Raw genomic sequence first — 23,958 nt, 5'->3', positions numbered from 1 at the left:
GTGCGCTCCCGGGCCCGCTCCGGAACGGGCCACTCGAATACGCACGCCTGCAAGGAGAATACTCGCTATGGAGCCGTCGGACGCGGCCGAAACAGGCCGTACTTCACGCCCAGCAACAGGCCGGCGCTACTCAATTTAATCTGACCAAACCCTACGCCGCCTAGTGGCATTTTTACAAAAGGCTCAGCCTGCATCGTCCAGCGGCTGCCGGCGACGTGTTCCATGCCCACACTCAACTGCACCAGGCGGAAAGGTGCATTACTGCCCCGTGCCAGGCTCCAACTCCGGCTTACGTAGCGGCCGTTCAACTCGTATAGGTAGGTGTACCGTTCGTTTCGCATGAGCAGGGAGGTAAGGCCAGCAGTGGCGTAAAACGTATGGGTGGGCCGCAAAATGGCGTCGTAGCGCACATCCAGGGGTATTTCCAGAATGCGGCAGTTGGCTTCTACCTGGTCGATGGGAATCCGGTGCGTCCAGTAATCCGGTGGTGGATTATAGTCGGCTCCGTGGGCAGCGTACCGCTTGATGTTGCGCACCAAGCCCGTGCGTACCCGCCACCGGGGCAGCACCCGGTACTCCAGCAACACGCCCACCGTGCCGCCCACGCGTGGGGCCGGCCCGGGCAAAATAGCCGTGGCCTCCGGCCCCGCCATCAGGCCCAGTAATAGCCGAGAGTTGGGCTTCAGGCGCAAAGGCCGGTGCTGGGTTGTATCGGTTAGCGCGACGGGCGAGCCAAGAGCCGCGGCCAGCACTTGCGGAACGAGTAGGGAATCTGGGTTTGCTTCCAGTGTAGCCGCCACCGCCGAGGTTTCCGGGCCGGGCCGAATGCTGGTTTCGGGCGTTGCTGGCCCGGCCGCAGCCACCTCATAGTTCACCTCGGTGGCCACTGTTGCTGCGGCTGCGGGCTGCAGTACGGAACTTGTTTTCTTAGGATGTCGGGTTACCTGCCTTACGCGTGGTCGGTGGTGGTGGACTATCGCCAGCAGTAAAGCCTGCCGGTGGCCAGCTGCTAGTACTTTGTCGGCCACGGCTGTAGTATGGGAAGCCGCCCGCTGACTTGAAGCCGCCGTCTGCTGCTCCCGGCCAACACCGAACGGTGGCGCCAGTAACGAACTGGTGCTGCTCGCGGCCCTTGGCGGTTGGCTGGCTGGCTGGGAGCGGGAGGTAACGGTCGGGCTGCGGCTAGGTACGAGGTCAGAAGAGGTTTCCGCGGTAGCCGTGGACATATCAGCCCAGAAGGTGCGTCCGCCGGTGGCTTGCCACAGCCCCACCAGTAGCAGCACCAGCGCTACCTCAGCAACAAACAGCCGCACCACCCGGCGGCGCACCAGCTGTTGCAGTTGCTGCTGCCGCGCTGCGGTATCCAGCTGTTCTTCTAGTTTCAGCCAGCCCGCCAGGGATACCTCGTCAGGGTATGCCTCGGCCCCGTGCCGGAATAACCGGTCCAGCTCCTCATCTGACATATCCGGCGTACGCATGATGGTGGTGATGTTTAAGCAGTGTTTTGAGGTGGGTCCGCGCTTTGAAGAGGTTTGATTTCGACGTCCCAATAGAAATACCCAGGCTTTCGGCAATTTCTTCGTGGGAGTAGCCGTCGATGGCGAACAGGTTGAAAACTGCGCGGTAGGCTGGTGGCAGCTGCGCAATGAGTTGCAGCAACTCCTCAAACGAAAGCGCATCCAGAGGCGTGGGGCTAGTGTCGGCGGGGTAGTGACCGGCTGCTTCCAGGTCTGTCTGCAAGTGGTGGCGGTGGTGAGTGCGGAAGTGGTCGATGGCGGTGCGAACCATGATGCGCCGCAGCCACCCCCGCAACGAGCTGACTAGGTCATGCGGAAAACGGTTCGGGTCGAAGTCAGGCAACTCTTGGAATACTTTAACAAAACCGTCGTTTACGGCCTCCTGCGCCACATCGGGGTCGTGCAGGTAGCGGCGGCAGATGCTGAGGCCATAGGCAAAGAACTGTCGGTAGAACTGCCGCTGACTGGCACGCTCCAACTGCCGGCACCCGGCCAGAAGATTGAGCAACAGCGCAGGATCAGGAGCGGGGGCAGCCACGGGAGCAGAGCGTCTGGTTACTTCACAACTCGGTGGTGGCTTCAGAAAGGTTGCCTGAAGTATTCAGATAAGTTAATAAAAAAAGAGCCCGACCTGCTGGTCGGGCTCTTTGGGAATTCTGGGTTGAGAGTTACTTCGGGTTTGCCCCGTACGTTTATCCGGCCGTTACGCCTGGGCAGCGGTGTTCAGCTTGGGCGCGTCGGCTTCGGCCGTGTTGAGGCGGTCTTTTTCCTTGCGGCCATACGTATCCAGAATCAGCGGAGCGGCAATGTACAGCGAGGAGTACGTGCCGAAGATGATACCCAGAATCATGGCGAAGGAGAACGAACGGAGCGTTTCACCCCCGAAGATGTACAGTACCACCATCACCAGGAATACCGTCGTAAACGTAATCATGGTGCGGGAGAACGTACTGTTCAGGGCCGGGTTTACTACCTGCGCAAAAGTCAAGTGCTTATTCTCCCGCAGATATTCCCGGATTCGGTCGTAGATAACGATGGTATCATTCATCGAGAAACCGATGGTCGTCAGGATAGCCGCCACGAACACCTGGTCCATTTCATAGTTCAGGCCAAACGCCCGCGCAATGGGGAAGCAAGCAATAACCAGCAGCGCATCGTGGAACAGGGCCACAACGGCGGCCATCGAATACTGCCACTTCTCGAATCGGAACAGTACGTACACGAAAATAGCCAGCAGCGTGAGCCCCAGGCTCAACACGGAAGTGCGCTTAATGTCGTCGGCAATAGTTGCCCCCACTTTCGAGGAGCTTGCTTTCTTCGGCGACAGAGCCGCATACTTCGTGTTCAGTCCTTTGAACATGGCGGCTTCCACCTTCTTATCAGCATCCACGCTCTCATCAGTCGCCAGATAGCCGGTGGTGATACGCAGCCGGTTCTCGGCACCGAAGGTTTTTACCTCCGTGCCTGCACCGCCAAAGTAGTCATCAGTCAGCAGGTCGCGCACATCAGAAGCCACTACCGGCTTGCTGAAATTCACGATGTACTCGCGGCCTCCCCGGAAGTCAACGCCCAGGTTGGGCCCGCCCTGCAGGTACATCAGCCCGAAGCCGATGAGAATAAACACCGTAGACAAGGTGTAGGCAATCTTGCGCTTGCCCACAATATCCAGGTTGAGCCCCTTAAACAGGTTGCGCGAGATAGAGGTGCTGAAGCTGAGGTTGGCGTTGTTGTTCTTCACCATCCGCTCAATGATGAGACGCGACACGTACACGGCCGACAGGAACGAGGTGAACACACCGATACCCAGGGTAATGGCAAAGTTCTGTACCGGACCTGTGCCGAAGAAGCCCAGAATCAGGGCAATAATCAGCTGCGTTACGTTAGAGTCGAAAATGGCCGAAATTGCGCGGGAATACCCTTTGTTGATGGCATCAGTCGGCTGCAGCCCATGGTCAAGCTCCTCCCGGATACGCTCAAATATCAGTACGTTAGCATCTACTGAAGCCGCAATTACCAGCAGCAGACCCGCAATGCCGGGCAGCGTAAGAGCAAATGACAGCTGGGCCAGCACGCCCATAATCAGGAACAGGTTGAACAGCAGGGCGGCGTTGGCTACCAGACCGGCACGGCCGTAATAAGCAGCCATAAATACCATAATGATGGCCAGACCGCCCAGCGTGGAGTACAGCCCCTGGTTGGTGGCTTCCTTGCCCAGCGAAGGGCCTACTACCGCTTCTTCCACAATGCGGGTAGGAGCGGGCAGCTTACCGGCTTTCAGAATGTTGGCCAGATCCTGGGCTTCTTCAATGGTGAAGTTGCCCGAAATGCTGGAGCTACCGCCGGCAATTTCGGCCTGCACTACCGGTGCTGAGTACACGTTGTCATCAAGCACAATGGCTACCTGACGGCCGATATTGGCGCCGGTAAGCCGCTCCCATTTGCGCGCACCATTGGGATTCATCTGCATGCTCACTTCGGCGCGGCCGCTGAGCTGGTCAAAGTCGCCACGGGCCTCGCTGATTACTTCGCCGCCAATCGGGGCTTCCACGTCGCGCGACTTCCGGATGGCGTAGAGCTGCAGGTATTCCTGGCCGTCAATTACATCGGGCTTCACCCCCCACATGAAAGTGAGGTTAGTGGGCAATACCGCGCGGGTATCGGGGCTGCGCAGCATGGCATTCACGCGTGCCGTATCCCGGATGTTCGAGCCCAGCGTGCCGGGCATGGTGAACAGGCTGGCCAGCACGTTTTTCTGCGGTGCGGCCGAGTCAGCTTTGGCTGTGGTCTTCGGGTCTTTTTTGGCCAGTTGGCTGGCCAGGGAGGTCGAGTCGCCGGCAGTGGTAGCAGCGGCGGCGGTATCGGTAGCGGCCTGGGCTACGGCGGGCGTAGCAGTGGCCTGCTCCTTGGCGCTCAGCACCTGGTTCAGTTGGTTCAGGTAGGGGGCAAACTCATCCTGCCGCCATACTTCCCAAAACTCCAGCTTGGCCTGGCCTTGTACCAGCTTCCGTACCCGGTCGGGGTTGTCTACGCCGGGAAGCTCAATCTGAATACGGCCGGTGCCTTTCACCCGCTGAATGCTGGGCTGGCTGGTGCCGAACTTGTCAATACGAGTGCGCAGAATGTTGAAAGAGCGGTCAATGGCTTCTTCAATCTGCTTGTTAATTTCGCTTACTACCTTCTCGTTGGAAGCATTGATATCAATGGCTCCTTTGTTGGTGGTGTTAGCAAAAATGCGGGCCATCTTGTCAGACGGCGCAACCTGCTGGAACGACTGGGCAAACAGGGTAGTGAAAGGCGTAGACGGGTTGGTTTTGCGCAGTTCCTGCGCCTGCGTCATGGCCTTGTTAAATACCGGGTCTTTGGAGTTGCCGCTCATGGCGCGCACAATTTCCACCGGCGAAACCTCCAGTGTCAGGTGCATACCGCCGTTCAGGTCCAGGCCCAAGCCCAGCTCCGACTGCCGAACATCTTTATAAGTAAGCGGGCCGAATACGGGCGCGCGCCACACCGAATCGAGGTAGTGCTGACGCTGCTTTTCGTTGGTCTGGCCGCCGCGCGAAGCATAGCGCGCCGCATCCCGCTGCACCCCGCGCGAGACGAGAGTCAGTGAGAGGAAGTAAATGCACAACGCCGACACAAGCAGCGTCAGCGTAATGATGAGTCCTTTATTACGCATGAAAAAGTGGGTTGATAATCCGGAAAGGAGGGAAGCTGACGTATGTATAAGCGTAGCCAATGACTGTTTAAGCCGTATCGTGCCGCAACTGGCAGACAGCCACCCGCGTCAGCAGGCGGTGAGGCTGGAGCAATAGCGCAGAAAAAGGAAACCGGCCCCGCTCGTTAAGGAGCCTGGGGCGACAGTGCAGCCTGCAATAAACGCGTCCGGAAAGCGTCCGGAATGGCACTGGGGCGGGAGCGGGGACCTGCAGGGCAGGCCGGCAGCCACCGCGTAATGGGCAGCAGTACCGGAAGCGGCAGCCAGGCATCGGCCGCCGGAGCTACCACCCAACTCAGCGGCGAAGTAGCTTCGAGGTTCACGCGCTGCTTTATCACGGCCGTGCGCGGTGCGGCATCCACGCGGGCCTGGTGGCCAGCCGGCAATACCCGCAGCGTAGCCACGGCCTGGTGGTTCAGCCCCAGCACCATCAGCAACGTGGCTGTGATGAGGGCAAAACGCAGGCGAGGCAAAAACGCGGTGAGGAAAAGCAACGTGGTGGGGGTAAGAGCTACAAATATAGGTTTTTGCGTCCGGGGCTGCAAAAGCTGTTTGCGCAGCCTAAAAACCGGGTAAAAAAAAGAGTCTCCGAAGTTGTCGGAGACTCTTTTTTTCAGGGCTGCAGGCTACAAGTCAGCGCGACTAACTTGCGGCGGCTACTTTACTGCGCAGAAAGGAAACCAGTACATCCAGCCCTTTCTCGAAGTGCCGGTTGTTGGGAATTACGATGTCGGCATCCTGCTTGAACGGCTGGATGTACTTCTCGTAGGTGGGGGCTACGTGGTTGGTGTAGCGGTACAACACGTCGGCCAGGTCGTAGCCCCGCTCGTCCCGGTCGCGCACAATGCGGCGCTGCAGCTTCACGTGCTCCTGCGCATCGATGTACACTTTCAGATCAAGCAGTTTGGCCACTTCCTCGAAGTAGAACACGAAAATTCCTTCTACCACTACAATAGGAGCTGGCCGGAAAACCAGCTCGGCAGGCACCACGTTGGGGTTGTTAAAGGTGTACTCCTGACGGCGCACTTCCAAACCCTGACTGATGCGTAGTACATCGGCCGCGTAGGCCGCCGAGTCGATGCTGCTGGGTAAGTCGAAATTGGTGACGCCCTGGGCATCTACCGACTGGTTTTCCCGGGGGTGGTAGTAGTTGTCCTGCGAAATCAGGCAGATTTCTTCTTCGGGAAACGAAGCCAGCAGCCGGCGCAGAAAGGTGGTTTTGCCGGAGGCGCTGCCGCCCGTGATACCGACGATGAAGGGGTGTTGCATGATGGGGGGAATAGGCCCGTACCGGAAGGGCCAACCCTGCAAAAGTAAGAAATCTAGCGGAGGGGTGCGGCGTTTTCCTGAAATTGTGCCGCCGCGCACGGCTCGTGGCCCCGGCCTGAGTCAGCTCGTCGGTACAACGGCCGGAGCCGCGCTTAAAGCCCCGTGCTATTGCTGAGGAAAGCCACCAGCCCGGCCACGGCACGGCTGCGGTGGCTGATGGCATTCTTCTCGGCCAGCGTCATCTGGGCAAAGGTGCGGCCGTCCCCCTCAGCCGGCTGAAATACGGGGTCGTAGCCGAAGCCGTCGGTTCCCTGCACCTGCTCGGTGATGTACCCGGCCACCGCCCCATCAAAGGTGTGTACCTCAGTGGCGGAAAGCACCAAAGCCACTACCGTCCGGAACTGCGCGCTGCGGTCAGAAGCCCCTTGCAACTCTCGCAGCAGCTTCTGCACGTTGTCTTCGGCACGGCGCTGGGGGCCGGCATACCGCGCCGAGTATACGCCCGGCTCGCCGTGCAGGGCCGTCACCTCTAGGCCGGTATCATCGGCGAAGCAGGCCACGCCAAAATGGTCCCACACGTACCTGGCCTTCTGCAGGGCGTTGCCTTCCAGCGTATCCTGGGTTTCGGGGAGTTCCTCAGTACAGCCAATATCAGCCAGACTCAGTAGCTCCATAGAAGCGGGCAGCAGTGGCCGGATTTCATCCAGCTTGTGGGCATTGTTGGAAGCAAAGCAAAGGCGCATGGGAGAGTAGTGAAGTGGCGGAGTAAGACGCGGGCAGGTTTGGGAATTTGCTCCATCAAAAGCGCAGCAAAACTGCGCAAATAGACAAAACAAATGTATTGCGTCTCAAAATTATGCAGTTACTCCGCTTGCTCAGGTGTTCCCTAGCGGAACATGAGTTTGATGGTGTCCCAGGAGCGGGCCATCATGTTTTCCTCGGCCGGTGCGGGCGTAGTATGAAAGGTGCGCAAACCGGTAGCCGTATGTATATCGAGGCGGTAGATGACGGGGCCGCGCCCGGCCGTGGTGCGGTACACGTCCTGGTCGAGGTAATGGGGCTGCGCGGTAGGACTCAGGCGGGCGAGTCGGTCAAAGTCGTCGGAGGGGTAGTCTTGGCGGTACACATCATAGCCGCTGACCCCCGGCTCACTGGCCGCATTCCACTCCAGATGTACACTGTCGCCCTGGGTCTGGGCTCGGAACAGCGTAACGCCGGCTCCGTACGCCAACACGGAAAGTAGCAGCAAGACAAGCAGAGCAGTAACAGTTCGGGGCATAGAAACAGCGGAATAGCAGCGTAACAACTACGAAGTAAGTATACAGGTATCCGGACGAAAAGTACGTGATGCTAGTGTTAAGTCTGACCGGGCGCGCGGAAAAGGAGGAAAGTGCTTTTGAAATTCGGGCGTAACATGTACTTTTGCAGTCCCTTCCGCAAAATCGGCCGGGACCAAGGTACAAACGGCACTACGACCATGAAAAAAGACATTCACCCCGAGTATCGCGAAGTCGTGTTTCAGGACACCTCCAGCGGCTTCAAATTTGTAACCCGCTCCACGATGAACTCGACCGAGAACATCACGATGGAGGATGGCAAGACTTACCCCGTTATTAAGGTGGAAGTTAGCTCGGAGTCGCACCCGTTCTACACCGGTAAAAACGTGCTCCTCGACACGGCTGGCCGCGTAGAGAAGTTCATGACCCGTTACAAGAAGAAATAGCTTTTCATAAGCTATCAGCTGGTAGCTGCTGGCTGTTAGCTTTTCTTAGGGAACTCCCTCCGGAATCCGGGGGGAGTTTTTTATTTGCCATTTTTGTGCTCTCATGCCTCCAGTGGCTGAACCCGGCCGCTAAAACTATCAGCTAACCGCCCGTAGCTAACCGCTCCATTCATCATGCACGTTCTGCTTTTCGACGACCCCGCCATTCGGCCTCACCTGCTGCCTTTCACCTTCACCCGGCCCGTGGCAGCGCTGCGCTGCGGCATTCTCACGCTGGCTGAAAAATGGCAGCACCGGCTGGCTGTTAAGCAAATCGGGTATCTGACCCAGGACTATCTACAGGCAAAATTTCCGGCTGGCAACACCCAGGGGCCGGCGCTGGTTATCAACGGGGCCGTATGCCCCGATGACCTGCTCACCCGCCAGGTGCAGGCCCTGGTGCCCGGCGAGGCCTTGTTTGATGGCGAGCTGCTAGTGGCAGCCCATTTATCCGATGCTACCCAAGTGGCCGAGCTGATTCAGGAAGGCTTCCAGAAAACCCGCGACGTGGCCGAGCCCGTGACCGTCATCCGGGAGGTGTGGCACCTGTTCCTGCGCAACGGGGCCGAAATCCGCCGCGACTTTGCGCTGCTGACGGCCGGCCGTACCTCGGCCCCTATCGGCGACGCGCACACCATCGTGTACGCGCCGGAAAACATCTTCATCGAGCCGGGCGTGAAAATCCGGGCGGCTATTCTCAACGCCGAAAACGGTCCGATTTACCTGGGCCGCAACTCGCAGGTGCACGAGGGGGCCATCATCAGCGGTCCGCTGGCGCTCTGTGAGGGTAGCCACATCAACGCCGGGGCCAAAATGCGCGGCGACAATACCGTGGGGCCGTACTCGAAAGTGGGCGGCGAAGTGGGCAACAGCATCCTGCTGGGCTACTCCAACAAGGGCCACGACGGCTACCTGGGCAACTCCGTGATTGGCGAGTGGTGCAACCTGGGAGCCGATACCAACACCAGCAACCTCAAAAACAACTACGCGCCCGTCAAGATCTGGAGCCACTCGGCGGGCCGCTTCGTAAACACCGGCCAGCAGTTCTGTGGCCTGATGATGGGCGACCATAGCAAGTGCGGCATCAACACCATGTTCAACACCGGAACAGTGGTGGGCGTGGGGGCCAACATCTTCGGAGCCGGCTTCCCGCGCACCTTTATTCCGAGCTTCAGCTGGGGCGGGGCCGCCGGCTTCGAAACCTTCAAGCTGCCTAAAGTAACCGAAGTAGCGGAGCGCGTGATGGCCCGCCGCCAACTGGCTTACGACGCTGTGGAGCAAGGTATCATGCAGCACGTCTACGACGCTACTGCCAAGGACCGGGTGTGGGAGAAGGCTACGTCAGTCGCCCCGGCTGCTGGCACGGAGTTGTAAACGGGTTAGCCGAGACTCAAAACAACTAATTGCTTGTGGCAATGACTCGAGCTCTGCAATGGTGCAACCAGCTTTTCCTGGCTTTTGCAGTCCTTTTAGAATTGGTGCTTGCTCTGTGCAGCTTTGCCGCTGACACGGGGAGTGGAGTTGCTGCTGTGATTTTTGGTGTGATGGGTATCGTCTTGTTAAACAGGTTTCTGCAGAAAGAAATGACCTCTGCCACCAGGGTCTTAGGAAGTGTAGGGCAGCTCTTTCTGCTTGTGTTTACACAGGTAGGATTCAATTTCCTGATGAGTTTCATTATTCAGTTTGTGTCTCGCTAAATGCGTTTCTCTGATATCCCCGGTCAGCAACAGGTGAAGCAGCTGCTGTTGGGCGGCGTGCGGCGCAACCATGTGGCCCACGCCCAACTGTTTCGCGGGGCCGAGGGCTCGGCGGCCCTGGCTCTTGCGTTGGCGTACGCGGCGTTTCTGAACTGTGAGGCCCGCATGTCGGAGGCCGAGGATTCCTGCGGCCACTGCCCGAGCTGTCAGAAAATCGACAAGCTCATTCACCCCGACCTCAACTTCATCGTGCCCGTGACGACGACCAAAGCCGTGGCGAAGGATGCGGTGAGCAGCAAGTTCGGGGCGGAGTGGCGCAGCTTCGTGTTGGAAAACCCCTACCAGGGCCTCAACGACTGGATGCAGCACATTGGGGCCGAGAACAAGCAGGGTAGCATCTCCAAGGAGGAAAGCGTGCAGCTGCTGCGGCTGGTAAGCCTGAAGGCCTTCGAGGCGCGGTTCAAGCTGGTCATTATCTGGCTGCCCGAGCTGATGCACCCGGCCGCTGCCAACGCCGTGCTCAAGCTGCTGGAAGAGCCGCCACCCGCCACCGTGTTTCTGTTGGTAAGCTATGCCCCCGAGCAACTGCTGCCCACCATCACCAGCCGGGTGCAGGCGGTGATGGTGCGGGCTGTGGCCGAGCCGGAACTGGCGACCTGGCTGCGTGATACCCGGCAGGTGCCCGAAGTGAAGGCGCACCAGCTGGCCCAGCTTACGCAGGGCAACATTGGAGAGGCGCTGGCGGCACAGGCCGCAACGGCCGCCGAGCACGACTACTTCCGGCTCTTCACCGACTGGATGAGGACCTGCTACGGCAATAAAGTGGCCGAGATGCTGGAGAAAAGTGACGAATTTCAGAAGCTGGGCCGCGAAAACCAGAAGGAGTTTCTGCAGTACGCCCTCACACTGGTGCGCAAGGTGTTGCTGTTTGGCCTTGATGCGCAACTGGTGCCGCACTTACCCACGCAGGAGCAGGCGTTTGTACAAAACTTCAGCCGCTTCGTGACGCCCCGCAACGCCAGCCCACTGGCCCAGGAACTCAACGACGCGCATTACCATGTGGAGCGCAATGCCAACCCGCGCATGATTTTTCTGGACATTTCCCTGAGGGTAGCCGAGCTGCTACGGCAGGCTTGAACTGTCAGAAAGTGCTTCGTGGCCTCAGAAAAGCATAAAATACACTTTGGTCAAATGGTATAGTCAGTGTTAAAGCTGCTATAGCCAGTCGGCTAAAGAGGGTGGCGTATCTTTGCGGTGGCATGAGCCGCAGGGGCAGCGCCGCTTCAAGTTTCCCATTTTACGTTTCCATTTCCAAGTGAAAACTTCCATTCGTATTGGCACACGCGGCAGCAAGCTGGCTTTGTGGCAGGCGCACCATGTAGCCGACCAGCTGACGGCCGCTGGCCTCACCCCGGAAATCGTCATCATCACCACTAAAGGTGACGTGGTGCTGGACCGTTCTCTGGATAAGATTGGCTCCAAAGGGGTTTTCACCGAGGAATTAGAGGAAAGCCTGCGTACCGGCCACATTGATATTGCCGTGCACAGTGCCAAGGATGTGCAGAGCAGCATTCCGGCCGATCTGGAACTACTGGCCTTCATGGAGCGGGAGCGGGTGAACGATGTGGTGGTCAGCTTCGACCCGAACCTGGACTTAGGGCGTGCTGATCTGGTACTGGGTACCAGCAGCACCCGCCGCAAGGCAATGCTGCGCCGTTTTCTGCCGCATGCTACTACGGCTGAAGCCCGCGGTAACCTGCAGACTCGCTTGCGCAAGCTGGAAGAAGGCCAGTACCATGCCCTGGTACTAGCCTACGCCGGTGTCCACCGGATGGAATATGATGGCTTCATCCGCCACATTCTGCCCGAAACGCAGTACGTGCCGGCCACCGGCCAGGGCAGCGTAGCCATTGAGTGCGCCCGTAACCTGGAGCCGGCCCTGAAAACCGAGTTGCACCGCATCCTCGACCATGCCGCTACCCATGTGTGCCTAGCGGCCGAGCGCGCGTTTCTGCGCACAATGGAAGGTGGCTGCAGTATTCCCAGCTTTGCACTGGCTACCCTCACGGCCAATGGCCAGACGATACAGCTCCACGGCGGCCTCATCAGTCTCGACGGGCAACAGTTCATTGAGGAAACCCAATCGGCTCCTCCAACAGATGCCGAACAGCTGGGCATTCGGGTAGCCGAAAGCGTACTGGTCCGCGGCGGCCAGCAAATCCTGAACGATATCCGGCGGGAGCGGGAGTAGCAATAGTACCGTCTGTCGTGCTGAGCACAGCGAAGGACTTTACTACACTGGAACGGATTATTCTGACATGGTAAGATCCTGTGCTGTACTCAGGATGACAGCTGCGCAGAGAAATAGACTATTTAAACGGCTATACAGAATACGATGTCCAAGACGCCAACAGTCAGAAATATATCCTGGATTGCCTATGTTGTATTCTATGGATTAATTGTACTCTTAGCATGGCTGGGTACGTATATTTCCTCCCTTAACTTTATCCAGTGTCTATTGCCTGCTATACTAACGGCTTATTTGCTTAGCTGGACTCTTCGCAGTACACTAGGAAAACATCAGCAGCGGGGAATGCAGTTAATCAGAAAGGGAGACTTTCTAAATGCTATTCCGCATTTTGAGCAAAGCTATACCTACTTCTGCGAGAAAGCATGGCTGGATAAGTGGCGTTTTATTTTTATGCTCAGCACCAGCCAAATGGGATACCGGGAAATAGCATTAAACAACATTGCGTTTTGCTATTCGCAACTTGGTCAAGGAGAGCAGGCTCGTGGCTACTATCATCAGGTATTAGCTGAATATTCCGATAACGGCTTAGCCCAAGCTGCACTAAGAATGCTGGACGCCAGCCGAGGCTAACGCTTGCCCCGGCCAAACAGCGCATACAGAACCAGCGCGAAAATGGCGCCGCTGGTATCGGCCAGCATGTCTTTCTGCGCGTCCCAGATGTCGCCCTGGCTGCCTAGGAAAGCCGCCCCGGCGTCGCCACCCGCCAGCTCAGCATACACCCATTCAATCAGTTCATAGCTCATGGCTACCGTGCCAATAACGCACAGAGGCAGCAGATAGCTAAGGAAACGGGTGCGAATAAGGTCACGCTGGTCAAGGTATTCGATGAGCGCATAGGCATAAAACCCCACCGAGAAGTGTGCCACCCGGTCATACATATTGCGTTTGAACCCGAACAGGTTGTTGAACCAGTCGAACGGGACTTTTTCGAAAGTATAGTGGCCACCCACGGTGTGCATAAAAATGAGCACACTCATCAGGGCATACGCCAAGTTAGAGAACCGAACTCCGCGCCGATACAGGACTATGAGTGCCACTACAATCAGGAAAATCGGCACGTTCTCGGCCCACCAGGTCCCCCGGTCACTGGGGCTGATACCCAAGGCAATGAACTCGATGAGATAAAGCCCCAGCAGCAGTTTGGGAAACCAATGGGAGCGAGCAGTAGGCAGGGGAGAAGTCATGTAATTACAATAGGGCTAAGGTTGAGCCAGCATACGTAAATGCTGCCGCCTAGCCGTGGGTATACTTAAAATTGTCGGTTTGACGTATCCTTTCTGTCAGCTTGCCCCTGGCCTCGCCCCCTGTCGGCGCAGTAGAAGGAGCCGTTTCACAAAGAACAGCTGTAATACTGGTCAGCTGTCGGATTTCGCACTGAGCAGTTTGATTCGGGCAGATAGAGCCTCTCCAACCTCAAAAACGGTGTAATTTCACCACTCCAAATCCTGCCTTTTTCTGTGCTGTTTATGAAAACTCTCTTTCGTCGTACCCTGTGGATAGGCTTGTTGCTGAGTGCAGTGGTGTCAGTGGCGCAAGCCAATAAGGTCCCCCGCAAAAGCAAAAAGGACGAGGTGGTAACTATTAGCACGCCCCAGGGAGTAATCCGGCTGGTGCTGTTTGATGTAACGCCTCTGCATAAGGCCAATTTCCTGAAACTCGCTCAAAGCGGATTCTACAACGGTACCACGTTTCATCGTGTTATTCCGGGGTTCATGATTCAGGGTGGCGACTCCAATTCCAAGGACGACGACCCCACTAACGACGGGACTGGTAATCCGGAGATTAAGCTGATTCCGGCCGAAATTCGCTCGGAGCTTATGCACAAGCGCGGCGCGGTGGCCGCCGCCCGGACCCCCGATTTCGTGAACCCGGACCGGCAAAGCAGCCCCTCACAGTTCTACATTGTGCAGAACCCGCAGGGGACGCCTCAACTCAACGGGCAGTACACCATTTTCGGGCAGGTAATCAGCGGGCAGGAGGTGGTAGACCAGATTGCCCAGCAGCCCGTAGCAGAGCGTAACCGGCCCGTAACGGATATCAAAATGACCGTGAAGGTGGAAAAGCTCAGGAAAAAGAAAATCACGGAGCTGTACGGTTATCAGTATTAGGTATGAAAATTCTGATAACCGGTTCTAATGGCCTGCTGGGCCAGAAGCTTGTTGCATTGCTGCAGCAGCAGGCTGGGGTGGAAGTAGTCGCCACTTCTCGCGGAGCCAATAAACTGGCCGCGCTGTACCCGAACGTGCGGTTTGTGACGTTGGATGTTGCCAATCAAAAGCAGGTGCAGCAAGTGCTGCAGCAGGAAAAGCCCACGCACCTGCTGCACACGGCCGCTATGACCAACGTGGATGAATGTGAGCTTCAGCAGGTGGAATGCTGGCAGCAGAACGTGACGGCCGTTCGATACTTGGTGGAATCCTGTGAGCGACAGCACATCCACTTGCTGCACTTGAGCACTGATTTCGTATTCAGTGGTACTGAAGGGCCACTTCGGGAGGATGCGGAGCCCGCACCGGTGAATTTTTACGGGCAAAGCAAGCTGGCGGCCGAGGAACTGGTTCAAAACTGCCGGACTCCTTGGGCAATTCTGCGCACGGTGCTGGTGTACGGCGTCGCCCACGAGTACGGTCGCACCAACATTGTGCTTTGGGTGCGCGACTCCCTGCGGGCCGGCAAGCCCATCAACGTAGTAAACGACCAGTTCCGGACACCTACGCTGGCCGAAGACTTAGCGCAGGGCTGCTGGCTGGCCGCCCGTCATAACGCTACCGGAATATACCATCTCAGTGGTCGGGAGCTGTACACGCCGTACCAAATGGCCATGCAGGTAGCTGCTTTTTTCGGCCTTGATGCGGCCCTGATTACATCTGTTGATGCCAGTGTTTTCTCGCAGCCTGCAAAGCGTCCGTTGCGTACCGGCTTTGTTATCAGCAAGGCTGAGAGTGACTTGGGCTACTGCCCGAGGTCCTTTGCGGAAGGAATTGCTCTGGTGGCGACTCAGGCTATGAAAATGCTCTAGCCGAAGTCTGAATCAGGAACGGGTATAACGCAAAAAACCCGTAGACAACGCCTACGGGATTTTCACACACCTATTGCAACAACCTTACAGTAGCGAAGCATGCTGCGAGCAGCCGCAGGATCTTCGTACTGAAATTATTTTTCTTAAAAATCGTCGGATGGCGTTACCAGTCCGACAAGCAAACCGCCAATCAAAAAGGCACTGCCACTGTTGAGAGCAGCCAGGCCTAAGTCGTATGGCACCGATTCTCCATCTATCGTCAGATACCCCGGAGCTTTACCCGCCGCCTGACGGGCAAATTCCAACTGCAGGCGCAGCGCAATTTCCTGACGACGCTTGGCGAGATAGGTTCTCATGAGTATAGGTGACAAAGCGAGCTGACTGAAACCCTCAGCCCTGTTACGCTTGCCGTTCCATATGACAATATTATAGCGTACAAGAGCCCATGTAAAGGACACTTCTTGTGTTAGTGTGACTAGATTTATTGCGTTATAAAACAGTATTATTTCTATTTGTTTTACTGAATTTTGTTTGCTTTGTATTGAAATAGAGAGCGTTATTGATTGTGTAGCTTGTTAGGTAGTTGAAAATACATGGCAATAAAACAGTGATTTGTGACATCAGGTAATAATTATTTCCGCTGTGTCAGCAGCTGTAAACTCAAAATAGTGAGCACCAAAGCCAGGCCGGGCCAGGCCAGCAGCCACCAGTCGGTAGGAGACTGACGGATACCGGCCAGCAACCGCCCCCAACTGGGTACTTCAGGCGGAAGGCCCACGCCCAAGAAAGAAAGTGTCGTCTCAAACCCAATGAGCATGGCTACTGTGAGAGGAAACCGGGTGAGCAGAACCTGCCAGGTATTGGGCCAGATGTGACGTCGGATAATCTGAGCAGCTGGCAAACCAGCCGCTTCCGCGGCTTCGGCGTACGGCAGGGCTTTTACCTGCAAAGTGGCCGCTCGCATCAGGCGCGCGGGCGTGGTCCAGCAGGTGAGGCTAAGCAGTATCAGCAAGCCACTCAGGGAAGGCCGCTGCACTGCGGCCGCAATCAGTACCAGTACCAGTAAGGGCAGCGAATCAAGCAGCGAAATCATTCCCATCACCAGCGTGTCAACGGGAACAGGCACGCCACGCCAGCCCCGGAAGGCCCGACGGCCTCCCAGCCAGAGCAGCACGGCCAGCCCCGGAAGCAGCAGAAGTTGTGCACCCAGCCAGCGTGGCCCAATAGTTACACTCAAGGCTACCGGGAGCAGGATGCTGAGCAACAGTTCAGGGGAAGCCCGCCAGCGGGTATTTTGCAGAAACCCCGCCAGGCTGCCCAGCACAGCTCCCAGCAAAAAAGTAAGCAGCGTGGCGGGCACACTTACCCCCACTACTGTACGGGCACCCTGTAACAGAGCTTGTCCTACATCCAGGCCCTGCGCGTTAGTGCCCAGCCAGTGGCGTGTGTTCAGGAACGGCGGTTGGCTAAGCTGGGCGAAATCGGGTGGAGAAGACGTTACCGGAGCCAGCAGAGCCGCCAAGCCCACTACCGTCAGCCAGCCCACCGCCAGCCACCAATGCCTGGGCTGCCGAGTATAGAATGCGGCAGCTTTCATTGCGAGAGCCGGATACGAGGGTCTGCCGCTTGGTACAGCACATCGGCAAGGGCCTGGGCCAGCAGGCGTACCAACGCCGTCAGGCCGGCGGCGCCTACAAGCACAGGGTAGTCCTGGGTAGCGGCGGCCTCCGCCAGCAACCGGCCCATACCAGGCAAGGCAAACAGCACTTCTACCACAACCGAGCCTGCTACGAGGCTGGGTAGCAGCTCGGTAAGCAGGGTAATGGACGGCAGCAGCGCATTGCGCAGCGCATGCCGACGGACCGCCCGCAAAAGGGAAGCTCCTTTTGCGCGGGCGGTTATGATATAAGCTTGGCTCAGTTCCTGCTGCAACGCCCCATCCAGCTGGATAGTCAAGGCCGGCAAACTCACCAGTACCAGGCTGAGCACCGGGAGCGTGAGGTGGTACAGCAAATAGCCGGGCTGCTGTAGCCACGTAATTTCTGTTTCTGCATCGCCCAGCCCGAAAGCCGGGAACCAGGCTACTGCATCCGGGTTGGCCAGGAGCAGTAACAGGCAGACTGCAAGCAGAAACAAGGGGATGCTCTGCAGCGCGTGCAGCAGAGCAAGCACTGCGCTACGGACAGCTGGCCGGCAACTAATCCACAAGGCCAGCTGCACGGCCAGCAGTATGCTGAGGCCGGCGGCCAGCAACGTGAGCGGCAAAGTATAGCGCAAAGCCCGGCTTATAAGGTCCGTTACGGGCGCGTCTTCCTGATAAGAATATCCCAGGCTACCATGCGCCAGATGCAGTAACCATTGGTGATACTGGTTGTGGCTGCCATGCCACTGCCAGCCAGAGGCAGACTGCCAAGAAAAATAGAATAGTGGCCTATCCAGATTATAACGGTGTAGTAGCTGCTGCGTAAGCGCCAGCTGCTCCGGCAAGCCGCTCAGCCGGGTATTGCCCTCCAGCGTGCTCTGAATCAGGGTGGCTTTATCGGTAGCCGCCCGGGTGGCCAGAAACAAGGTTGATAGGGTAAGCCAGGTTAGTAGAAGACCCCGCAACCCATAACGTAGCATGCGCCTAACCATAGCTGCTTAGCGTGCGGTAACCGGCCGAATACGCGCTGCCGCATAGCCGGGCCGAATACCGGTAACCGGCAGTTTGCCCAGCCGCTTAGCGGCGGCAATGCGGTAAGGCAGGAAGTACAAAACCGTGAACGGCCGCTCCTGCTGCAGGAGCTGCTGAAATTTCCGCAGCAGCTTTCTTTTGCGGGCCGGATCTTCGGTAGTGGCAATCTGCTCGATAAGCTGGTCGCTCAACGGAGTAGAGAAACCGGACGTATTGCTGGCCCCAATACCGCGGGAGTGCAGCAGGGGCGTAAAATCGTACGAAAAGGGGTTGCCGGTGATAGTGCGCAGCGTTATATCGGTGGCACCAGCGCGGACCTGACGAGTCAGCAACGACTGTTCAGTGGGGTGAAGCTCCACGGGGATGCCCAGCGTTGCCGCCGCCGCCCGAAATTGCAGCCCAATGGTTTCAAAAGCTGGCTCTCCGGCGCGGTAGTGCAGCCGCACCTGTAATGCCTCAGGGGTGTTCTGACGGGTGGTCCGGAACCAGCCGCCGGCTTTTTGCTGCTGCCAACCCGCCTTTCGGAAGAGAGCCGCGGCCCGCCGGGAATCGAACTGGGGCAACGGCAGACTATCATAGTAGTACTGCCGGATGCGGGGACTGATGAGGCCGGCACTCAGCCGGGCGGTTCCCTGTTGCGTGGCCCTGTTCAACGTCGGCGCATCAAACAGGTAACTCAGGGCCTGGCGGGTAGATGCATCCCGCAGCACGGCTTGGCGCACATTAAAATTGACGGCCAAGCAATCATAAGAATCCGTGGAAGAAAACGTCAGACTCTGTTGTGCCGCTGCCGATTTCTGCAAGCGGGCAAATTCGCCCGCCGGCATCATCGGGTACACGTCCAGTTCACCCCGGCGTAAAGCCAGTGTTGCCGTCGTTGCATCCGGAATTATCTGGTAAATCAGCCGGGTTGGAAAGGCCTGAAGCTGGCGTGGCGGTGCCGGGAGGGCATCAGCCCACCACTTGGCCTTGCGGGTAAGCACAAGAAAACGGCCATTCTGCCAGTTGCTGACACGGTATGGGCCGCAGCCGGATAACCGCTCTGGGTGCTTGGCCAACCGCAACGTCTGATACCGCTTAACAAAAGCCTGAACCACGGGAGTGGCTGCGGCCCGTGTCATCTGAGGCAGCGGCACCGTACGTAGTTTCCCCTCGGGGTCCAGAATGTGTTCCGGTAGAATAGAGTAATCCCCAGAGGTCCGAATGTGGTCAGGAGAAGCACCGAGGCACACGAGCGTAAACCGCCGGGAGTCAGTAGGATGCAGCTTAATATCTCGGACAAAGCCAAACATGGCCTGGTCCATCTCAATGGGTAGCCCCGGGCAGTTCATCACCTTCAGGGTAAAGGCTACATCCCGAGCCAGTATGGGCGTGCCATTATCCCAGGCAGCTTCTGGCCGCAGCCGGTAGCTTACTAGCAGCGTATCGCCGTGCTGCTCAACTGCCGGAAATGACTCCGCCAGCCAGGGAATAAAATCCTGCGTGGAATCGTCGCCGCAAAGCAGGCTGCAATTCGTCAGGTTGGCTACTTCGTAGGCGCTCGAGTTATCAACCACAAGCGGATCCAGATTCTCCGGGTCCCTGACCCAATGGATGCGTACCGTACCAGTATCTGTATTTGCAGCGCGGGGGGAGCAGGAGTAAAACAAGCTCCCCCATAGCAGCACGATCAGACCAGAGAAGAGGTGCTTCATGAACGGGTAGTTGCGAAGGGCGAAAGCCTGGGCAAGTTACCACGTTTTATAAGTCGGCAAAGGCCGTATCAGGAATGACTAATGATTATCGCCCCAACCGCCGGCACCGTGGATAGTGGTGGTAGTGCTGGTAGGAGGAGTGGGGGTAGCGGTGGTGGTGCTGTTGGAAGTGGGCTCAGAAGCAGTAAAAGTGAGGCTGCTGAGTTGAACAAGGACGATGGTGATGAGCTCTAACATGGCTTGGAAGTATGTGTGTTTCAGGTTATTGAACAGCACAAAGGTGGGCTCCAAACCAGCCCGGGTAAAGGAAATAACGCCACTAAACGTGACTACATATTGGTACAGATTACGGGACCAAAGGGATAAGCAATAAGGGGGTTATGGGGCTTCTATAGCGTGGAGGCCAGAAACAAAGCGCGACATTTTAAAGCAAATTGTGACATATAGCTTGGTAAAATGGCCCATTTTTACAAATACAAAATTGGGACGATGGATAGCAGATATAAAAGGCATAGATGCTTCGCTTTGTGACATTGAAAATCATAGGGTAATACCCACTATATTGCCGCATTTGAGTAGAATAAAGGTACTTATATCATGAATGAACTGGCAACCTTAGTGAGAATTGTGACAGATAGACGATTAGCAGTGCTACCGTTTCTGGATTTTTCAGATAAACGTTCCCAGAATAAAGACCTACAGCTGGTCAAATTACTGGAACAGGATCAGGTAGTTACCCAAAATCAGCTAATCAAAAGTCTATATGGCAAAACAGATGCTAAGACGCAAACTACTTTCCGTAAGCTCAAGTCCAGAGTCCAGCAAAAACTCCTGAATCACCTCTATTTCCTAGACCAATCGGACCCCCGGCATATTGTATCCAGGCGGTATGATCTATACTGTCTGGGGCTTCTGCACCAAGCGAAAATACTACTGGGCGAAGGGGAATATCCGCTGGCTGAGAAGCTGTTTCGTAAGTTTTATAAGGTATCGGCCGAGGCAGAGTTCACGGCTTACAGTATACTAGGTGCCAAGTCTTTACGGACTTTGTATATGGAGATGGGTCGGCCGGCTAGATATAAATGGATATCGGGGGAATTAGGTAAAATGCAAACCCGCATGCAGCTGGAAGATGAGGCGGAGCAATTGTACTCATCCATGAAACTGGTTTTGAATCAGAAGGTCAGATCAAGGAAGTTTATGCTGACTCAACTGCCGGAATATGAGCACCGGCTGGAGCAAATTCACAAAGAAGTCAAGAGCTACAGCACATTCCACTTTCTGTATTCGGCCAAGCTGTTCAAAGAAGAGTTGGTGGGGAATTATCAGGAGATTATCAAAATAACCTCAAGCACAGAAAAGGCCCGCAAGCAAGGGAAAATCAACGAAAAGCGGTTTGACAAGCGCTTCAACAACTACATGAGTGTGTATGCGCACCTGCAGTGTCGAAAAGCCAAGCAGGGTCTGGCATTAGCGGAGGAGTACTTCAAGGATTTCCATCATTCCTCCGGTAACTGGTTTTACTTTCTGGAAACGTACTTGCTGCTGGCCGTTCACGCCCAGCAGTACGGCCAAGCGTTTGATTTGCTATTGCAGGCCCGTAAAAACCCGTATTATGGCAAGCAACGGGCCGCTGCCCAGCAGCGTTGGGAGCTATATGAGGCGTATATCCAATTTGTCCGGCCAGAACAGTCGCCGCTCAAAATGCGCTATTTCAACCAGTTTGTGCAAAAAGTGCCGGATTACAGCCGCGACAAACAAGGGTATAACGTAGCCATTCTGATTCTGCAGTTTCTGTACTTCCTGCGGCGCCGCGACATTGAGGGGCTGCTGGCACGGCTGGAAGGACTGCGCAAGTACGAGCAGCGCCACCTGCGTGATCCTGCTACCTTGCGTAGTCAGTTGTTTTTCAGGTTGTTGCTGATGACAGTGAAAGAAAATTTCGTGTTGGAGGTATGCGAGAAGAAGGGAGCACCTATTCTGGAAAAACTGAAAGCTGCTCCGCAACCCGGGCAGGCATACGGTGAAATTGAGATTATTCCGTACGAAGACCTGTGGGACCTAACGCTGGGAATTCTGCGACAGCTCAACGTGGAGCAAGTGGCACTGGATCAGGCAGAGCGCAACAGAGTATAACAGTGACTAACACCCGAAGGCCCGACAGTAGGTTGTACTGTCGGACCTTCGGGTGTTAGGAAACAGCAGTTGGCTTTAGCGGCGCACCGCCGCTTTAATAAGAGTTGCGCGGGGATGAGCAACAGCAGGCACAGCAGTGCGCAGCACCGCTGTTTTGGCCGACGTAGCTTTGGCCGGCTTGGCCGCCTGAGCAGGTACTGCCGGAGTAGCAACGGTGGCTACCGCAGTTGAAATAGCCGGAGCAGGGGCCGGTATAGCCGCTACTGCATTGGGCAGCGAGCCGGAAGCAGCCCCTCATACCGTTGATATTGAGCCGCCGTAAGCACGGTGCCTAGTTGCTGAGTGTAGTCCTGCCCGATGGCCGTCAACTTTTTTTGGAGCATGTCGGGGTCGTTGGCGTAGAGTTGGCGGGCCTCGGCTTCCTGCGTCAGGCGTAGCTGGGTGAGGCGGCGTACAGGCAGTTGGCGGGCATCATCGAGAGCGATAAACGCAGCCAGTTGCCGGGTGGCTGTCAAGGCCTCGGCTTTAAAAGCAGGCGATGCCTCCTGGGCTTGGGCTGTGGCAGAGAAGACAAATAGGCAAAAGGTACCCAGCAATAAGGTGCAAAGGAGTTTCATACGGCAGAGCAGATGACAAGAGCAGCGAAAAGAGAAAGGGCGTACTACCTTCGAAGATAGGTAGTCGTTTTATAGCTCAGGAGCTATATAAGCCGAATCAGGAGGAAAAGTCGACCAAAAGTGAAGCTGGACCTTTGAGCAGCTTTAGGGGAGAACAACTACCGTGCGGCTCACGCAATGGCTGGACGGGCAGGAATCGGGGCCGTTGCCGCGCAGGCTCATGCGCACCGGATACTGGCCGGGCCGGCGGAAAGCGTGTTGCACCTGCGGACCGTTGCTCACGTACCCATCCCGAAAATCCCATAACACTACTACGTTCCGGCAGAGAGGTAGCTGCGAATCGAGCGCATCGAAGGTGACAGGCTGGCCTACGCGCACAGTATCTACGGCACGGAAATTAAGGACGATTTCCTGCGTAAAATCCACCGGAATTAGCTTTTCGGCGGTACGCACTTCGCCGGTAGCATCTTCCACCACATCCAGCTGTACGGTGTATTTGCGGCGTGCCTGGTAGCAGTGTTGCACCGAGGGACCGGTTAGCAGAATGCCGTCGCCCATATTCCAGCGGAAGGTGAGTGGGCCGGCGGCAGCATCAACGGCACGGCTGGCATCCAGCTCCACACACATTTCCATCACCCGGGGCAAAGGGCAGGCCACGCTTAGCGTGTCGCCGGCGGTCTGTGCCTGAGCGAACAGGGCGGGTAGTAACAGGAAAAGGCAGAGGAAAAAACGCAAGTAGCAGCTGGAAAACCGGCGCAGTAACCGGTAGATAAAACGGGGACTTAGAACTTGTTGAGTCGCTGAAATACCTCGCGTAGGTACGTCTGGCCGATGGGAATGTGCTTGTTATCGAGGATGATGGTGTTGTCTTCGATGGTTTGCACGCGCTTGAGGTTGACAATGAAGGAGCGGTGCACCCGCACGAACAGGGAAGCCGGAAACTTCTCTTCCACGGCCCGCATCGTGCTGTACACAATCAGCTTGCTCTGGCCGGTCACGATATGCACGTAGTCGCCCAGGGCCTCTACGTAGCGCACCTCATCAAACAGTACCTTTACCAGCCGGCTATCCACCTTTACAAAAGTGAAATCGGTATTTGGCGATGATTCGATGGCGTGAGTAGCCGGATTATTATGGGCTTCCACGGCCGCCAGAGCCTTTTGGGCTGCCTGCAGAAAACGGGCGTAGCTGATTGGCTTTACCACGTAATCCAGCACCTCATGCTCAAACGCTTCCACCGCGTAGTTCTTGCTGCTGGTGATGAGAATCACGAGGGGCGGGTCCTGCAACGTGCGTAGTAAGTCCAGCCCCGACATCAACGGCATTTCCACATCCAGGAACAGGAGGTCGATGGGTTGCTGGCGAAGTACTTCGGCGGCGGCAATGGCATTGTCGCAGCTGGCAACATGCGCCAGAAAGGGCGTGTTGGCAACGCAGTTTTCAACGATTTGCAAGGCCAGGGAGTCATCATCAACAACCAGGCAACGCAGGGGGGCAGTGGGTTCGGCCATATCGGCAAAGGTACAGGCTGACTTGAAAAAACACAG

Annotated in this window: 25 protein-coding genes; 9 read left to right on the top strand and 16 right to left on the bottom strand. The window is 56.6% G+C overall.

Going from position 1 to position 23,958, the window contains the following annotated elements; genetic code table 11:
• Positions 1–65 precede the first annotated feature (65 nt).
• The 7 genes from HSW_RS18055 to HSW_RS18025 form a co-directional block, all read right to left on the bottom strand.
• A complete protein-coding gene (locus HSW_RS18055) occupies positions 66–1,478 on the bottom strand; it encodes a porin family protein (protein WP_155833044.1) in 1,413 nt (470 codons plus the stop codon).
• The gene (locus tag HSW_RS18050) at positions 1,453–2,055 is read right to left on the bottom strand and encodes an RNA polymerase sigma factor (protein ID WP_231501316.1); all 603 of its coding nucleotides are present in this window, start codon (positions 2,053–2,055) and stop codon (positions 1,453–1,455) included. The genes HSW_RS18055 and HSW_RS18050 overlap by 26 nt, the downstream gene beginning before the upstream one ends.
• A 165-nt stretch (positions 2,056–2,220) precedes the next feature.
• A complete protein-coding gene (gene secDF, locus HSW_RS18045) occupies positions 2,221–5,193 on the bottom strand; it encodes a protein translocase subunit SecDF (protein WP_044003136.1) in 2,973 nt (990 codons plus the stop codon).
• A gap of 164 nt (positions 5,194–5,357) precedes the next feature.
• The gene (locus tag HSW_RS18040; protein WP_155833043.1) at positions 5,358–5,705 is read right to left on the bottom strand and encodes a hypothetical protein; all 348 of its coding nucleotides are present in this window, start codon (positions 5,703–5,705) and stop codon (positions 5,358–5,360) included.
• A gap of 169 nt (positions 5,706–5,874) precedes the next feature.
• On the bottom strand, positions 5,875–6,501 hold the full coding sequence (locus HSW_RS18035; RefSeq protein WP_044005047.1) for a uridine kinase family protein: 627 nt from the start codon (positions 6,499–6,501) through the stop codon (positions 5,875–5,877).
• A gap of 152 nt (positions 6,502–6,653) precedes the next feature.
• Positions 6,654–7,244, bottom strand: a complete 591-nt coding sequence (rdgB, locus tag HSW_RS18030; RefSeq protein ID WP_044003134.1) for an RdgB/HAM1 family non-canonical purine NTP pyrophosphatase — start codon at positions 7,242–7,244, stop codon at positions 6,654–6,656.
• A 143-nt stretch (positions 7,245–7,387) separates the two neighbouring features.
• A complete protein-coding gene (locus tag HSW_RS18025) occupies positions 7,388–7,780 on the bottom strand; it encodes a hypothetical protein (protein WP_155833042.1) in 393 nt (130 codons plus the stop codon).
• 198 nt (positions 7,781–7,978) lie between these two features.
• Here HSW_RS18025 and HSW_RS18020 point away from each other — a divergent pair, with 198 nt between their 5' ends.
• From HSW_RS18020 to HSW_RS24395, 6 genes are all read left to right on the top strand, one after another.
• Positions 7,979–8,224 (top strand): type B 50S ribosomal protein L31, encoded by a 246-nt coding sequence (locus HSW_RS18020; protein ID WP_044005045.1) that lies wholly within the window; start codon positions 7,979–7,981, stop codon positions 8,222–8,224.
• A gap of 174 nt (positions 8,225–8,398) precedes the next feature.
• Positions 8,399–9,637: a GlmU family protein gene (locus tag HSW_RS18015; protein WP_197031906.1), complete on the top strand. Its 1,239-nt coding sequence runs from the start codon at positions 8,399–8,401 to the stop codon at positions 9,635–9,637.
• A 41-nt stretch (positions 9,638–9,678) separates the two neighbouring features.
• Positions 9,679–9,960, top strand: a complete 282-nt coding sequence (locus tag HSW_RS18010; protein WP_044003131.1) for a hypothetical protein — start codon at positions 9,679–9,681, stop codon at positions 9,958–9,960.
• Complete coding sequence (locus tag HSW_RS18005) at positions 9,961–11,097, top strand: DNA polymerase III subunit (protein WP_044003130.1); 1,137 nt, start codon at positions 9,961–9,963, stop codon at positions 11,095–11,097.
• Between the two features lie 178 nt (positions 11,098–11,275).
• A complete protein-coding gene (gene hemC, locus HSW_RS18000; RefSeq protein WP_044005043.1) occupies positions 11,276–12,211 on the top strand; it encodes a hydroxymethylbilane synthase in 936 nt (311 codons plus the stop codon).
• Positions 12,212–12,355: 144 nt separating this feature from the next.
• Positions 12,356–12,841: a tetratricopeptide repeat protein gene (locus HSW_RS24395; protein ID WP_044003129.1), complete on the top strand. Its 486-nt coding sequence runs from the start codon at positions 12,356–12,358 to the stop codon at positions 12,839–12,841.
• Here the strand turns inward: HSW_RS24395 and HSW_RS17990 are convergent.
• Entirely contained in the window at positions 12,838–13,455 is a 618-nt protein-coding gene (locus HSW_RS17990) for a DUF2238 domain-containing protein (protein WP_044003128.1), read from the bottom strand. The genes HSW_RS24395 and HSW_RS17990 overlap by 4 nt on opposite strands.
• A 282-nt stretch (positions 13,456–13,737) precedes the next feature.
• On the opposite strand from HSW_RS17990, the gene HSW_RS17985 reads away from it, so the two are divergent.
• Together HSW_RS17985 and HSW_RS17980 are read left to right on the top strand one after the other, a co-directional pair.
• Positions 13,738–14,379: a peptidylprolyl isomerase gene (locus HSW_RS17985; RefSeq protein WP_044003127.1), complete on the top strand. Its 642-nt coding sequence runs from the start codon at positions 13,738–13,740 to the stop codon at positions 14,377–14,379.
• A gap of 2 nt (positions 14,380–14,381) precedes the next feature.
• Positions 14,382–15,290 (top strand): SDR family oxidoreductase, encoded by a 909-nt coding sequence (locus HSW_RS17980; protein ID WP_044003126.1) that lies wholly within the window; start codon positions 14,382–14,384, stop codon positions 15,288–15,290.
• A gap of 143 nt (positions 15,291–15,433) precedes the next feature.
• Here HSW_RS17980 and HSW_RS17975 read toward each other — a convergent pair whose 3' ends face one another.
• The 5 genes from HSW_RS17975 to HSW_RS17955 form a co-directional block, all read right to left on the bottom strand.
• The gene (locus tag HSW_RS17975) at positions 15,434–15,646 is read right to left on the bottom strand and encodes a hypothetical protein (RefSeq protein ID WP_155833041.1); all 213 of its coding nucleotides are present in this window, start codon (positions 15,644–15,646) and stop codon (positions 15,434–15,436) included.
• 275 nt (positions 15,647–15,921) lie between these two features.
• Positions 15,922–16,887 (bottom strand): ABC transporter permease, encoded by a 966-nt coding sequence (locus tag HSW_RS23085; RefSeq protein ID WP_052346590.1) that lies wholly within the window; start codon positions 16,885–16,887, stop codon positions 15,922–15,924.
• Complete coding sequence (locus HSW_RS17965) at positions 16,884–17,858, bottom strand: ABC transporter permease (RefSeq protein WP_052346589.1); 975 nt, start codon at positions 17,856–17,858, stop codon at positions 16,884–16,886. Before HSW_RS17965 ends, HSW_RS23085 begins: the two co-directional genes overlap by 4 nt.
• 72 nt (positions 17,859–17,930) lie before the next feature.
• Entirely contained in the window at positions 17,931–19,520 is a 1,590-nt protein-coding gene (locus tag HSW_RS17960) for an ABC transporter substrate-binding protein (RefSeq protein ID WP_197031905.1), read from the bottom strand.
• A gap of 216 nt (positions 19,521–19,736) precedes the next feature.
• Positions 19,737–19,895 (bottom strand): hypothetical protein, encoded by a 159-nt coding sequence (locus HSW_RS17955; RefSeq protein ID WP_155833040.1) that lies wholly within the window; start codon positions 19,893–19,895, stop codon positions 19,737–19,739.
• Positions 19,896–20,255: 360 nt separating this feature from the next.
• Here HSW_RS17955 and HSW_RS24390 point away from each other — a divergent pair, with 360 nt between their 5' ends.
• Entirely contained in the window at positions 20,256–21,794 is a 1,539-nt protein-coding gene (locus HSW_RS24390) for a hypothetical protein (RefSeq protein WP_155833039.1), read from the top strand.
• Between the two features lie 260 nt (positions 21,795–22,054).
• Here the strand turns inward: HSW_RS24390 and HSW_RS17945 are convergent, their stop codons facing one another.
• The 3 genes from HSW_RS17945 to HSW_RS17935 form a co-directional block, all read right to left on the bottom strand.
• Positions 22,055–22,411, bottom strand: coding sequence for a hypothetical protein (locus tag HSW_RS17945; RefSeq protein WP_044003121.1), 357 nt, complete (start codon positions 22,409–22,411; stop codon positions 22,055–22,057).
• A 144-nt stretch (positions 22,412–22,555) separates the two neighbouring features.
• Positions 22,556–23,146, bottom strand: a complete 591-nt coding sequence (locus HSW_RS17940; RefSeq protein WP_155833038.1) for a PKD domain-containing protein — start codon at positions 23,144–23,146, stop codon at positions 22,556–22,558.
• 47 nt (positions 23,147–23,193) lie between these two features.
• Positions 23,194–23,922 carry a LytR/AlgR family response regulator transcription factor gene (locus tag HSW_RS17935; RefSeq protein ID WP_044003119.1) on the bottom strand — a complete coding sequence of 243 codons (729 nt, stop codon included), beginning with the start codon at positions 23,920–23,922 and terminating at the stop codon, positions 23,194–23,196.
• Positions 23,923–23,958 lie beyond the last annotated feature (36 nt).

The sequence above is a fragment of the Hymenobacter swuensis DY53 genome, assembly GCF_000576555.1.
Taxonomy (GTDB): domain Bacteria; phylum Bacteroidota; class Bacteroidia; order Cytophagales; family Hymenobacteraceae; genus Hymenobacter; species Hymenobacter swuensis.
The sequence above is the reverse complement of the archived record's forward strand: the minus strand, read 5'-3'. Positions and strand labels throughout refer to the sequence as shown.